Here is a 13,030-nt window from a genome sequence, read left to right as displayed (position 1 = left end):
AGTGAATGTCGCGCTTCGATCCGCTCTGGACGACGCGGGCATGTCTCCACGCAAACTCGCATACCGGGTCGGGGTGTCTGCCAAGCAAGTGGAACGATGGCTGGCAGACGCGGAGCTGACTCCGCACGCACGGAACCGTGAGGACACCGCACAGGCGCTTGGAGTGGACGAAGAGATGCTGTGGCCGCAAGTGGTGAAGGACCGGATCAAGACCGGGAACGATCGAGAGATCATCAACAGCTACCCGTACCGATCCGCGTGCCCGTCGACTGTGTGGGCTGAGCTGATCGACTCAGCCACGAGTGACATCTTCCTGGCAGGCTTTACGAACTACTTCTTCTTCACTCAGGTGCCCGCCTTCACCGAGACGCTACGACGCAAGACGAGTGCGGGGTGTCGGGTGCGCTTCCTGCTGGGGGACCCGGAGGGAGACGTGACGCGTCAGCGCGAGGCCATCGAAGACGTCACCTTGAACGTGTCGACGCGCATCAGGATCACCCTCGGCGAGCTGGACAAGCTGGGAGGCCTCGACGGCCTGGAGGCGCGGTTCAGTGCCGCTGAGGACGCCGTGAACCACGTGTCCCTGTCCGTGTTCCGCTTCGACCACGAAGCCCTCGTGACGCCTCATCTAGCACGTCTCGTAGGCCACGACTCGCCCTTGTTGCATCTGCGTCGACAGGGCGACGGAGGGATGTTCGACCGATTCGCCGAGCACGCTGAGGAACTGTGGTCGCGGGCAGTGCCCGTCACTCAGTGACTGCCCTCTGTTGCATCCCTCGCGTGGCCTGTAAAGGCCGGTTGGCCACCGTCCGTCGATCGGGTCACGCACTCGTCATTCCCGCACGAGTCGAACAGCGCCCACGTCACACTCGCGCGCATGTCAGACACCGGGCGTGGATGGCGCCCCACTCGTAATCAGAAGATCGTCGCAGTGCTGTTGCTGCTCATCGTCTGGACCGCCATGGCTGGCAGTTGGACTGACAAGGGGTGCACCCTCCCGCAGGGCTATGGATTCGTCATCAGCCATGGCGGCTCGCCTGATCGAGATCAAGGTTGCGAGCCCGGATCGTACGGGCCGGAGTACACGGACACGTATTACGGGTAGCGCGCTCCCGCAGTGCAGATGAGAGAGGCCGTCGCACGGTCTGAGTGGTCAGCACCGAATCAGCACGGTGCCCACAACGGCACGAAAACGGCCCGGAACGCTCCGAAGAGCGGCCGGGCCGTTTGCTGTCTGACCTGCATATTTGGCTATGCGCCGCTTGGAGTGTATAAGCCCCCGCCTCCCCAACTGGTCATACCCAGGGGGAGTACGGACACGGACGTGATCGTAACCAGTAGGGCACGTTCCGGCCTGCGCATGAGTGACCAGGCCTGAGTATCCGTACCTAGTGATGGAGATGAGTACGCGCGCGGATGGGGCTCGACCTGCGCGGACGGGAGAGTGGAGGCACGGAGAAGGGCGCGGCACCGGCACCGCCGACACGGGGCGGCGGAACGGGCGGCGCCCTTGACCGCTCCTCCCGCCCGCGCGGGAGCGAGGAACGGGGGCGACCGGGGGACGACCACGGGGGTCGCACGGGGGAACGCAGTAAGCGCCGGTCCGGTGCGCCTGGGGGCTTCCAGGCGTGCCGGACCGGCGCCGTGCGACGGCCGTGTGCGGCGCTGTGGCTGTGGGGGATTCCGCGTTCGGTACCGGGTGCGGTACTGCGTCCGGTCGGGTGACTCCTCGGGCGGCTCAGCCCCCGCTGCCGCTCACCCTCCCCTGGAGCAGCCGGGACAGCGCCGCGTGGACGTCGTCGAGGGAGCGCTCCGGCTGGAAGGACTGCCAGTCGAGCGCGGCCACCAGGACCATCCCGACGAGCGCGGCGGCCGTCAGGGGGATGTCGATCTCGTCGCTCAGCTCGCCGTTCTCGACGCCCGCGCGCAGCACGTTCTCGACGACGGCGACGGCCTGCTGCCTGACGACCATGAGCGTGGACTGCCAGGCGCGGTTGGTGCGCCACAGCTCGGCGACGTACAGCTGTGTGAAGGCCGGGTAGCGGTCGATGAAGACGAGACCCGCGCGGATCATCGCGTCCAGGGCGTCGACCTTGCTGCCGCCGTCCAGGGACGCGGCCTCGGCGGCCTCCTGGAGGGACGCGGTGAGCAGTCCGACGCCGTGGCGCAGCAGCTCTTCGAAGAGGACCGATTTGCTGGCGAAGTTGTAGTAGACCGTGCCTTTCGCTACTCCTGCCCGTTCGGCGATCTCGTCAACTGTCGTGGCGGAGAACCCCTGTTCCGCGATGAGCGTGACGGCGGCCTCGTACAGCTTCTGCCGGGTGGCCTCGCGCCGCGTGCTGCTTGCGCTGCTTGCGCTACTTCCCATGGGACTGATTTTCACAGGTTTCGGGGCGTTCACAGGCTCAGCTCCGGGTGCAGCCGGTCGAGTGTCCACACCTGCTTGCGGCGCGCGGAGACGGCGGTGAGCGCGAGGGCGCCCGCGGTGAAGCCCACCAGGACCGCGCACGCCTGCCAGACGGGCCCGAGGCCGCCGCCGGTGATGAGCCTGCGCAGCGCCTCGACGACGTAACTCATCGGCAGGTAGGGGTGGATCGCCTGGAAGAAGCCCGGGCTCGTCTGCACGGGGTACGTGCCGCCCGCCGACGTCAGCTGGAGCATCAGGACGGCGAGGACGAGGATCCGCCCCGCCGCTCCGAAGCGCGCGTTGAGCCACTGCACGATCGCGGCGAAGCAGCCGGTCACCAGGGCGAGGAAGCCGACCGTCCCGGCCGCGCGGTCCATCTGGAGGCCGAGCCGCCAGTGCAGGACCGACATCAGGGCCACGACCTGGAGCACGCCGAGGGCGGCGACGGGCAGCCAGCCCGCGAGCGCGATCCGCCCCGCGGAGGCGCCCGCGGCGAGCGCGCGCCGGTTGAGCGGCTGGATCAGCATGTACGCCACCATCGCGCCGACCCACAGGGACAGCGGGATGAAGTACGGGGCGAAACCGGTGCCGTAGTTGGGCGCCTTGTGCAGCGCCTTGGAGGCGAGCCGCACGGGGTCGGCCATGACGTCCGTGCGCCGGTCGCGGTCCTTCTTGTCGTAGTCGGGGATCTTCTCGGCGCCGTCGTGCAGGCCGCCGGCGAGGTCCTGGGAGCCGTCGGCCAGCTTGAACATGCCGCCGTCGAGGTCCGTCGCGCCCGTCTTCAGCCTGCCCACGCCCGTGTCCAGGTCCGAGGAGCCGGTCTTGGCGGTGCCGAGGCCCTTGTGGAGCTTCTTGGCGCCCTTGGCGACCTCTCCGGCGCCCTTGTTCAGCGCGTTGACGTCCCGGACGGTCCTGTCCAGGTCCTCGTCCAGGTGCGGCGCGCGGTCGGCGAGGCCCTGGGCCTTCTTCTGGAGCTGGGCGAGGTTGGTGTCGAGCTTCTTCAGGTCGCCGTTCTGGTCCTCGACGAGCGTGTCGACGTCCGCCGCGATGACCGCGACGTCGGCCGCCGTCTCCTTGGCCTTCTTCAGCTGCGGGCACCACGGGTCGGCGTCCGGGAGCTTCTCGCAGCGCTCTACGTAGAGGCCGTTCAGGGCGGCGGAGGCCTCCTTGGCGTCCGTGGCCGCCTTGGGAGCCTTCTCCACGAGGGTGTCCAGGTTGTGGCGCACCGCCTTGGAGGAGTCGGCGACGAGCTGTGCGGTGTCCCCGAGGGTCTTGCCGTTGTCCTTCAGGTAGGGCCGCACCTTGGCCGCCCCGCCGTTGACGCGGTCGGCGAGCTTCTGGGTGCCGTCCGCGACCCGGCGTGCGCCGGTCTCCAGGTCGCCCGCCCCGGTGTGCAGCTTCTTGATGCCTCCGGCGAGCCTGCCGCTGCCCGCCTTGGCGCTCTTCAGGCCGTCGACGAGGTCCTCGGAGCCCTTCTTCGCCTTCCCGATGCCGCCCTTGAGCCGGTCGGCGCCCTTGGCGGCCTTCTCCGTCTGCCCGTGGATGTCGGAGAACGAGATGAAGATCCTGTCGAGGAAGGTGCGCGAGGCCTTCGTGGACGCGGCCGAGCGCACCTCGGCGAACACGGTGCGGGAGATCTGCCCGACGATGTAGTTGTTGGCGTCGTTCGTGCGCACCTGGAGGGCGCCCGTCTCCGGAGAGGCCCCCGAACTCGACGCGACGCGCGCGCTGAAGTCCGGCGGCATGGTGAGGGACAGGTAGTACGTGCCGTCCTCGACGCCCTTGCGCGCCTCGGCGGCGCTCACCTCGTGCCAGTCGAAGGTCTTGCTGTCCAGGAGCCGTCCGGCGATCCCGTCGCCCGCGGCGAGCTTCCTGCCGTCGACACTCGCGCCCCGGTCGTCGTTGACGAGCGCCACGGGTATCCGGTCGAGGCGGCCGTACGGATCCCAGAAGGACCACAGGTACAGCGCGCCGTACAGCAGGGGGAGCAGCAGCAGCGCGACCAGTGCCGCGCGCGGGAGCCTGCCCCTGCCGAAGCGCTTGAGCTCAAGCGCGGCCAGCTTCGGCGACCGCATCCGCCGTCTCCTTGTCGTCGTCGCGTACGTCCTGTGCGTCCCGTGCGTCGGCGCCCGCGCGCGGGGCGGTGGGTACGACCACCGCGCCCTCCGGAGCCGTGCTGCACACGGCCACCACGGTCGTCCCGCTCGCGGCGATGGACCTCAACAGGTCCCAGGCGGCCTCGCGTTCGGCGTCCGAGAGCTTGAGGTCGGTGTCGTCGACGCCCAGCAGCCGGGGCCGGCCGATCAGGGCGAGCGCCACGGAGAGCCGCAGCGCTTCGAGCCGCTCCAGGTCGCGTACGGAGGTGCGGGAGCCCTTGGGCAGTGCCTCGACGTCGAGTCCGGCGGCCCGCAGCGCCGTGTCGATCCGCAGCCGGGACTCGGTGGCCCGCTCGGCGCGCGGCCGCAGCAGGGCGCGCAGCGAGCCCTCGTACCGGCGCTCCAGGAGCGCGCGTTCGCGCAGGTGCTCGGCCACGGTGAGGGCGGGGTCGAGGTCGGTGACGCCGGGCACGGGGCCGAGGGCGCTGATCCGGCGTACGGCGGCCAGCTGCTTCGGCAGCCGGTGCCTGCCGATGGACGCCGTGCCCTCGGTGGCCCGCATCCGTCCGGTGAGCGCGAGCAGCAGACAGGTCCTGCCCGACCCGGAAGGACCCTCGACCGCGATGAGCGAGCCGGGCTCCGCCGCGATGCCGACGCCGCGGAACACCCAGCCCCGCGGTCCCTTGAGCCCGAAGTCCGCCGCGCTGACCGCGGCGCCGTGCGGACCGTCCACGGTCCCCTCCTCGTCGTCCGTTCGTCGCCCGTGCCCGTCGGTCGTGCGTGCCGTCGCCGTGCGTGTCGTCGTGCGTGCCGTCGCAGGTGTCGCCGTGCGCTTCGCCGCGTGTGCCGTCGGGCGGGCAGTTTTTGAACTGACTAGTCAGTACAAAAGTTAGCCCGAACCCGCGATCGAGGCAAAGGCCCAGGTCAGCGCCGATTGTCAGTGGCGTACTCCACGATGGGCACATACGGCCACTGCGCCGTCACACAGACGACAGGAGGTTCGTCATGGCCAGGACTCACGCAGCAGCCGCACACCGGCGCCGTTCCACCGGCCCTGCCCCCTCACTGACCGGCCCGGCGAGCGACGTCCACCCCGTGCTCCGCCGGACCACGGCCCCGCCCGCCGCCCTCGAACTGCTCGCCCAGGCCCGCGCCGGACTCGATGAGGCCGCCCGCCTGGAGACGTCGAACGAGCGCTATGCCACGGCCCACCTCGCCGCCCTGCGCACCGCCGCCGCGGTCCTCGCCGCCCGCGGCCGCCCTGATCCCGTCCCGCGCCGCAGGCAGCGCATCCGCAGCGCCTGGGAAGTCCTCCCCGAGATAGCGCCCGAGCTGACCGAGTGGAGCGCCCTGTTCGCCTCCGGAGCCGCCCGCAGGGCCCGCGCAGAAGCGGGGATACGGGGCGCGGCCACCAGCCGCGACGCCGACGACCTGCTGCGCGACGTGGCGATGTTCCTGCGCCTGGTCGAGCGCATGCTCGTCCTCCAGCCGGTCCTGCCCCAGCCGCGCCAGGAGCCGCCGGACGCGGGCTGAGGCGCACCCCGCAGAGCCGCTGGCGAACGGTCTCTTGGGTTCCTATTAGGGTTGGGAGCGCCCGCACCCGAAAGGCCCGCCGACATGCAGGCGGAGCCGCGCCGAGGAGTCAACTGCCGTGTCGGACCCGATGCGCCCACCCGCCTCCCCCCAGCACCCGCACACGGCGTCGCTGCGCTCCGACCCCCCTCGTCCGCGCGCCTCTCTGCGTACCGCCGTGGTCTGGGACGTCCTCAAGGACGCCCTCGACCGCCGGGTCAAGGCCGCGGCGGCCGACCCGGGCGGCCCGCACGCGCTCGACGTCCTGGACACCGGCGGCGGCAGCGGCAACTTCGCGGTGCCCGTCGCCCGCCTCGGCCACCGCGTCACCGTCGTCGACCCCAGCCCGAACGCGCTGTTCGCCCTGGAGCGCCGCGCCGCCGAGGCCGGCGTCGCCGACCGCGTGCGCGGCGTCCAGGGCGACGCGCACGGCCTCTTCGACGTGGTCGAGCGCGGCGGCTACGACGCCGTGCTCTGCCACGGCGTCCTGGAGTACGTGGACGACCCGGCCGAGGGCGTGCGCAACGTGGTCGGCGCGCTGCGCCCCGGCGGCGTCGTGAGCCTGCTCGCCGCGGGCCTGGGCGGCGCCGTCCTCGCCAGGGCGCTCGCCGGGCACTTCACCGAGGCCAGGCACGCCCTCGACGACCCGGCGGGGCGCTGGGGCGAGGGTGACCCCGTGCCCCGGCGCTTCACCGCAGAGCAGCTCACGGAGCTCGCCGAGGGCGCGGGCCTGCGCGTCGGCGCCGTGCACGGCGTGCGCGTCTTCGCCGACCTGGTCCCCGGCGTCCTCGTCGACACCGAGCCCGGTGCCCTGGAGGCGCTCCTGAAGCTGGAGGCCGCGGCCGCCGAGCTCCCCGCGTTCCACTCCGTCGCCACCCAGCTGCACGTGCTCGGTGAGACGCCTGAGGCGGGCGGGGCCTGAGGGGTGCCGGGTCCGCCCGGGGCGCGTGCACGGGGCGGGACTGGGTCGCTGATCAGCGGCGCAGCCGCACATGGAGTACGCCACAGGCCCCCCGAACGGGCTACGGGCGCCGTATGATCGAGGCACACCGTCCGGCATGACGGACCGGCCGCTGGGGAATGCAGGCTTCAGCGAGCCGGAGCGACCTGGCGGTCCGGTTTGGCGAAGTTGGCGCAGAGGGGCGGGTTTCACGGGGGCGATTCCCTGCCTATCCTGAAGGGGACCCCCCGGTCGCCCCGGCGACTGCACGATGAGGAGGACTCCGTGCCGCTCTCGGAGCACGAGCAGCGCATGCTCGAGCAAATGGAGCGAGCGCTGTACGCCGAAGATCCCAAGTTCGCGACAGCGCTTGAGGGAAGCGGGCTGCGTACGTACACCCGGAAGCGGGTCTACCAAGCGGTCGCGGGCTTCCTGGTGGGCATTGCCCTTCTCATGGCCGGAATGGTCGCCCAGCTGATCTGGGTGAGCGTCGTGGGCTTCCTCGTCATGCTGGGGTGCGCGGTGCTCGCCGTCACCGGATGGCGCAAAGCGCCCAAGCCGGGTGAGCAGACCCCCGGTGCGGCCACCGGACCCGGTGCACCGCCCGGCCGTCGGCATCAGCCCAAGCAGCGACGTTCCATGATGGACCGCATCGAGCAGCGCTGGCAGCGCCGCCGGGACGAGCAGCAGGGCGGGCAGTAGCCCCCGGCCGCCCGTCGCGCCTGACTTCTCCCTTGCCTTCCTGAGGCCCGGACGCCCCGCGCGCCGGGCCTCAGTCGTTTGCGCCCATGTGTGCACTCGCACACGCTCCCGGGCTGCCGCGGCCCCCGAAACCCGTCCGTGGAGGTCGCCCACGCGCGTCCACGGAGATCCCCGAGACCCGTCCGGGGAGGCTCGAAATCGGGTGGAGGAGGCCCAGGGAACGGGTCGAGAAGCGCCCGGAAACCCCGCCCCGAAAACTTAACGGGGGGTGACCGCCTCCCAGCGGTCACCCCCCGACGCGTACGCCGCGAGCTCAGCCCTCCTGGCGTGCCGGAGGCTGCGTCGCCCGCGGCGGCCAGCGCTTGGCGAGCCGCTCCGACCACCGGACCCGGGCCGCCGTCCAGCGGTCCGACGCCGACCACATCACCCGGGCGGCCGAGCGGGGCGCGAGCGTCGCACGCCAGCGGGTCGAGCGGCTCACGGAGGCACGCAGCCCGTCCCGCACGCGCCGCACGTCGTCGGGCAGCCCCGACGTGGGCCGCGGCTGCGGCGCGTACAGGACCTGCTCGACCGCGGCCGCGAGGCGGTGCGCGGCCTGCGCGGCCTCCGGGCCGAGCCGGCCGACGGCGACCATCCGGGCGGCCGCCTTGCGCGGGGTCCGGGACTCGTCCGGCGCGATCCCGTGGTCCCAGGCCGTGTCGGTGACCTCAAGCCAGGCCGCCAGGGTCCGCGCCGCCGCGTCCGCGTCCGTGCGCCCGCCGACCCCGAGGCGCAGCGCGCGCACCCGGGTCCGCCACAGCATCGGCAGCAGCGGCACCACCAGGACCAGGAGCCCCGCAAGGGAGCCGCCCACGATCATCCCGACCGGCGGTCCGTCGTCACCGGAACCGCCCGCGAGCTGCGGCAGCGGGCTCGCGCAGCCGTCCTGCTGCTGCCGGTCACGCGGGCAGTCCGCGGACTCGGAAGGCTTCTGCGACGGCGCCGCCGACGTGGACGGCTCGGGCACCGCCGGGTCGCTCGTGTCCTCGGAGGGGCCGGCGTCGCGGGTGTACTCGGGCACCGAGCCGCGGTTCGGCGTGGGCTCGAAGCGGGTCCAGCCCACGCCCTCGAAGTACAGCTCAGGCCAGGCGTGGGCGTCCTTCAGGCCGACGGACATCGCGCCGCTCGCCTGAGGGGCACCCGGCGTGAAGCCCACGGCGACGCGCGCCGGAATGCCGAGCGTGCGCGCCATCGACGCCATGGCGAAGGAGAAGTGGACGCAGAAGCCCTCCTTCTGCTCCAGGAACCGGGCGATCGCCGCGGGACCGCTGCCCGCCCTGACCTGCGTGTTGTACGAGAAGCCCCCCTCCGAAGCGAACCACTCCTGGAGCTTCACCGCGCGCTCGTAGTCGTTCGCCGAGCCCTTGGTGACCTTCCGGGCCGTCTCCTCCACCACCGACGGCAGCGAGTCCGGCACCTTGGTGAACTCCCGGACGATCGCCTCGGGCGGCGCGGGCGCCGCCGCGAGCTGCTCGGCCGTCGGCTCCATGACCAGGCTGCTCACCGAGTACTGCGCGCCGCGCGTGGTCTGGCCGCGGTCGCCGACGACGGCACGGCCCACGGGCTCGTACCGCCAGCGCCCGTCGATCTTCACCTGGCTCGCCGGGTAGGGCATCGGCAGCCAGTTCTGCGCGTACGAGTCGGCCGCCGAGATGTTCGTCTGGATCTCCGTCCTGCGGACGGTGGGGGACAGGCCCTGGGGGTTCGGTAGACGGTCGGGCACGTCCGTGATGTCCCGGACGGTGGTCTTCCAGGTCGTCCCGTCGAACTGGTCGAGCGAGACGATCCGCAGATACAGGTTCTGGGTGTCCTTCGCGTTCGTGCGGTACGAGATGACCTCGCGGTCCTCCGGCTGGTTCAGGCTGTCCTGGAGGGCGACCAGCGGGTTCACCGCGGAGATCGTGCCGCCCTTGCCGCTGCCGCCGACACCGCCGCCGCCCGCGTCGTCCAGGATGCCGCCGTCGAGCGCGGGCAGGGCGAGCGGCACCACGAGCGCCACGCCCAGGGCCACGGCGCTGATGCGGCGGCCCGTGCGCACCGGGGCGATCGCGCCGCTGTCGCCGTCCAGGCCACCGGCGACCCGCCCGGGCGCCCGCGCCGCGCCGCCGAAGACCCGGCCCCACTGCGAGAGCCGGTCCCGGCCCTCCGCGAGGAGCAGCAGCAGATAGCCGGCCGCCGCGAGCAGGAACCACAGCCACCCGGCGCCGTCGTCGGAGAGCCCCGCCGCGACCGAGTACAGCGCGAGCAGCGGAAGGCCCGCCGGGGCCGCCGTGCGGAACGTCACCGCGAGCGCGTCCACCACCAGGCCGACCACCAGGACGCCGCCGACCAGCATCAGCCGGATGCCGTCGGTGAGCGGCGCCGGGATCGCGTACCGCCCGACGTCGTCGCCGCCCGCGTCGAGGAGCAGGCTGAGGTGCTGGAAGGAGTCGGGTCCCGGAACGATCCCGGCGATGGCCTGCTCCCGCGCGAACACCAGCGTCAGGAGCAGCAGCGTCACCAGGGCCTGGACGCCCACGGTCACCGGCCGCGCGAGCGGCACGCGCCGGGCGAGCCCGCCCACACCGCTCTGCAGCGCGAGCAGGATCGCCGCCTGCACGAGCCAGGACGCCTTGTCGACGAGCGGCAGCAGCGCACCCGACGCCATCAGCGTGGCGGCCGTGGCGCACAGCGCGAGCCGCGTACGCCCGCTCATGTCCATCCCCCTGTCGTCGTTCCCGCCGTCGGTGCGGGGCCCGCGCCCGTGCGCAGGTGGTCCGCCTGGCGCCACAGGTCGACCAGCGGTGCCCCGGGCGGGGCGGCGACCGCCGTCCAGCCCGCCTCGCTCAGCAGCCGCAGCCGGTCGGCGGCCGGTGCCGACAGCGGCGCCCCCGGACCCTGGATCCAGGAGTGGCTGTCCAGGAGGAAGGCGAGGGCCGCCCCGGTGCGCTGGCGCATCTTGCCGAGCACCGCGGCCTGCTCCTCGTCCAGGTCGCCGAGGAAGGCCACGAGCAGGCCTTCGTTGCCGCCGCGCAGCACGTCGTACGCGCGGGAGAGCCCGGTGTTGTCCGAGTGGTCGATCACCGCGAGCGTGTCCATCATCAGGCCGGCCGCGTCCGCCGACTCCTGGGTGGCGCCCGCGAAGCCGTCGGCGCCCTCGCCGGGCAGCGAGCTGCCGGTGTCCGTCAACAGGCGTACCGAGAAGCCCCGTTCGAGCATGTGCACCAGCGCGGACGCCGTGCCCGACACCGCCCACTCGAAGGCCGAGTCGGGGCCCGCGCCCTGGTAGGCCACCGCTCGGGTGTCCAGGAGCACCGTGCAGCGGGAGCGCTGCGGCTGCTCCTCTCGGCGCACCATCAGCTCGCCGTACCGCGCGGTGGAGCGCCAGTGGACGCGGCGCAGGTCGTCGCCGTACCGGTACCCGCGCGGGATGACGTCGTCCTCGCCCGCGAGCGCGAGGGAGCGGTGCCGGCCGTCGCCGTACCCCTTGGCCTCGCCGGTCAGGCGCACCGGCGGCAGCGGCTCCACGCGCGGGACCACCGTCAGGGTGTCGTACGTGGAGAAGGAGCGGGTCAGCTCGCACATCCCGAACGGGTCGGTGAGGCGCAGCTGGAGCGGGCCGAGCGGATAGCGGCCGCGCAGGTCGGAGCGGACGCGGTAGGACACCTCGCGGCGCCCGCCCGCTTCCACGCGGTCGAGCACGAACCGCGGCCGCGGACCGAGCACGTACGGCACGCGGTCCTGGAGCATCAGCAGGCCCGTGGGCAGCCGCGACACGTTCTCCATCCGCAGGTGCACCCGCGCCTCCGAGCCCGCGGGCACGCGCGCGGGGGACAGGCGGCGGCTGCCCGCGACGCGGTAGCGCGTGCGGTAGAGCACGACGGAGCAGACCAGCGGGAGCACCGCGAGCAGCAGCCCGACGCGCAGCAGATCGCTCTGGCCGAGGACGTACGCGCACACGGCGGCGGCGATGCCCGCCGCGAAGAAGGACCGGCCGCGGGTGGTCAGGCCCGCGAGCGCCGTCCGCAGCCCGCCCCGCTCCTCGTCGGAGCGCGGCGCGGGCCTCCCCCCGGTGGACATCACAGCCTCCGCGCGCCGGGCGGCTGCTGGCCGAAGAACCCTCCGCCGGTCTGGTGGGACGCCGGGACCGGGATGCGCTGCAGGATCTCCAGGACGACCGACTCGGCCGTGCGGCGGTTCAACTGCGCCTGGGCCGTGGGCAGCAGGCGGTGCGCGAGGACCGCGACGGCCAGCGCCTGCACGTCGTCAGGCAGCGCGAAGTCGCGGCCGCTGAGCGCCGCCGACGCCTTCGCGGCGCGCAGCAGGTGCAGCGTCGCGCGGGGGGACGCGCCGAGTCTCAGGTCCGGGTGGTTGCGCGTGGCGGCGACCAGGTCGACCGCGTACCGCCGCACGGAGTCGGCGACGTGGACCGTGCGGACCGCGTCGATGAGCTTCACCATGTCGTGCGCGTGCGCCACCGGCTGGAGGTCGTCCAGCGGCGACACGCCGCCGTGCACGTCCAGCATCTGCAGCTCGGCCTCCGGCCCCGGATAGCCGATCGAGACGCGCGCCATGAAGCGGTCGCGCTGCGCCTCGGGGAGCGGATACGTGCCCTCCATCTCCACGGGGTTCTGCGTGGCCACCACCATGAAGGGGCTGGGCAGCTCGTACGTCTGCCCGTCGATGGTGACCTGGCGCTCCTCCATGGACTCCAGGAGCGCGGACTGCGTCTTCGGAGACGCGCGGTTGATCTCGTCGCCGATCACGATCTGCGCGAAGATCGCTCCCGGCTTGAACTCGAAGTCACGGCGCTGCTGGTCCCAGATGGACACGCCCGTGATGTCCGACGGCAGCAGGTCCGGCGTGAACTGGATGCGCCGGACCGAGCAGTCGATGGACTTGGCGAGTGCCTTGGCGAGCATGGTCTTGCCCACGCCCGGCACGTCTTCGATGAGCAGGTGCCCCTCCGCGAGCAGCACCGTTAGCGAAAGCCGTACGACCTCCGGCTTGCCCTCGATCACACCTTCGACCGACCTGCGGACCCGCTCCGCAGTCGTGGTCAGATCTGTGAGGCTCGCTCGATCGTCATAGGTCGTCACCCGGCCCTCCTCGGCCCTTCCCCGCGCTCGACAAGGAGCAAGGGATACCTCTTTTTTGCTGGTTCCCCGGGCCGACGCTCGCGTGCGGACCGGCCCACCCCGAAACACGGACACCACGCGTGAATGGTTCAGCGTGATGCCACACACGCATTCTTGTTGGGCTTACCGGTTCGTGTCACTCGCCTGTGGATAACTG

Annotated in this window: 10 protein-coding genes; 4 read left to right on the top strand and 6 right to left on the bottom strand. The window is 72.3% G+C overall.

The genetic code is table 11. The annotated features are described in order from the left end of the window. The first annotated feature begins 1 nt into the window (after position 1). Complete coding sequence (locus ACFWZ5_RS10795; protein ID WP_384800166.1) at positions 2–757, top strand: XRE family transcriptional regulator; 756 nt, start codon at positions 2–4, stop codon at positions 755–757. A gap of 981 nt (positions 758–1,738) precedes the next feature. Here ACFWZ5_RS10795 and ACFWZ5_RS10790 read toward each other — a convergent pair. The 3 genes from ACFWZ5_RS10790 to ACFWZ5_RS10780 are packed head-to-tail and all read right to left on the bottom strand — an operon-like array spanning position 1,739 to position 5,236. After that, a complete protein-coding gene (locus tag ACFWZ5_RS10790) occupies positions 1,739–2,368 on the bottom strand; it encodes a TetR/AcrR family transcriptional regulator (protein ID WP_384800131.1) in 630 nt (209 codons plus the stop codon). 29 nt (positions 2,369–2,397) lie between these two features. Then, positions 2,398–4,482 carry a YhgE/Pip family protein gene (locus tag ACFWZ5_RS10785; protein ID WP_384800127.1) on the bottom strand — a complete coding sequence of 695 codons (2,085 nt, stop codon included), beginning with the start codon at positions 4,480–4,482 and terminating at the stop codon, positions 2,398–2,400. Next, positions 4,454–5,236, bottom strand: a complete 783-nt coding sequence (locus tag ACFWZ5_RS10780) for an ATP-binding cassette domain-containing protein (protein ID WP_384800124.1) — start codon at positions 5,234–5,236, stop codon at positions 4,454–4,456. The genes ACFWZ5_RS10785 and ACFWZ5_RS10780 overlap by 29 nt, the downstream gene beginning before the upstream one ends. A 272-nt stretch (positions 5,237–5,508) precedes the next feature. Here ACFWZ5_RS10780 and ACFWZ5_RS10775 point away from each other — a divergent pair, with 272 nt between their 5' ends. The 3 genes from ACFWZ5_RS10775 to ACFWZ5_RS10765 all read left to right on the top strand — a co-directional run bounded on the left by ACFWZ5_RS10775 (position 5,509) and on the right by ACFWZ5_RS10765 (position 7,717). Next, entirely contained in the window at positions 5,509–6,036 is a 528-nt protein-coding gene (locus ACFWZ5_RS10775) for an SAV_6107 family HEPN domain-containing protein (protein ID WP_384800121.1), read from the top strand. Positions 6,037–6,154: 118 nt separating this feature from the next. Further along, complete coding sequence (locus ACFWZ5_RS10770) at positions 6,155–6,997, top strand: methyltransferase (RefSeq protein ID WP_384800118.1); 843 nt, start codon at positions 6,155–6,157, stop codon at positions 6,995–6,997. 303 nt (positions 6,998–7,300) lie between these two features. Continuing rightward, a complete protein-coding gene (locus tag ACFWZ5_RS10765) occupies positions 7,301–7,717 on the top strand; it encodes a DUF3040 domain-containing protein (RefSeq protein ID WP_384800116.1) in 417 nt (138 codons plus the stop codon). A 313-nt stretch (positions 7,718–8,030) separates the two neighbouring features. Here ACFWZ5_RS10765 and ACFWZ5_RS10760 read toward each other — a convergent pair whose 3' ends face one another. Genes ACFWZ5_RS10760 through ACFWZ5_RS10750 form a run of 3 tightly spaced genes read right to left on the bottom strand, consistent with a single transcriptional unit; the run spans position 8,031 to position 12,834 of the window. Continuing rightward, a complete protein-coding gene (locus tag ACFWZ5_RS10760) occupies positions 8,031–10,451 on the bottom strand; it encodes a transglutaminaseTgpA domain-containing protein (protein ID WP_384805164.1) in 2,421 nt (806 codons plus the stop codon). Continuing rightward, positions 10,448–11,815 (bottom strand): DUF58 domain-containing protein, encoded by a 1,368-nt coding sequence (locus tag ACFWZ5_RS10755; RefSeq protein ID WP_384805162.1) that lies wholly within the window; start codon positions 11,813–11,815, stop codon positions 10,448–10,450. Before ACFWZ5_RS10755 ends, ACFWZ5_RS10760 begins: the two co-directional genes overlap by 4 nt. Further along, complete coding sequence (locus tag ACFWZ5_RS10750) at positions 11,815–12,834, bottom strand: AAA family ATPase (protein WP_384805160.1); 1,020 nt, start codon at positions 12,832–12,834, stop codon at positions 11,815–11,817. Before ACFWZ5_RS10750 ends, ACFWZ5_RS10755 begins: the two co-directional genes overlap by 1 nt. Between the last annotated feature and the right edge of the window lie 196 nt (positions 12,835–13,030).

The sequence above is a fragment of the Streptomyces sp. NPDC059003 genome, from assembly GCF_042740445.1.
Taxonomy (GTDB): Bacteria; Actinomycetota; Actinomycetes; order Streptomycetales; family Streptomycetaceae; genus Streptomyces.
This window is presented reverse-complemented; position numbering and strand designations above follow the sequence as displayed.

What these genes read in the sequence shown, in the direction of transcription:
- ACFWZ5_RS10790 (WP_384800131.1), bottom strand. Translation starts at nt 2,368, where the DNA reads ATGGGAAGTAGCGCAAGCAGCGCAAGCAGCACGCGGCGCGAGGCCACC.
- ACFWZ5_RS10785 (WP_384800127.1), bottom strand. Translation starts at nt 4,482, where the DNA reads ATGCGGTCGCCGAAGCTGGCCGCGCTTGAGCTCAAGCGCTTCGGCAGG.
- ACFWZ5_RS10775 (WP_384800121.1), top strand. Translation starts at nt 5,509, where the DNA reads ATGGCCAGGACTCACGCAGCAGCCGCACACCGGCGCCGTTCCACCGGC.
- ACFWZ5_RS10760 (WP_384805164.1), bottom strand. Translation starts at nt 10,451, where the DNA reads ATGAGCGGGCGTACGCGGCTCGCGCTGTGCGCCACGGCCGCCACGCTG.
- ACFWZ5_RS10755 (WP_384805162.1), bottom strand. Translation starts at nt 11,815, where the DNA reads ATGTCCACCGGGGGGAGGCCCGCGCCGCGCTCCGACGAGGAGCGGGGC.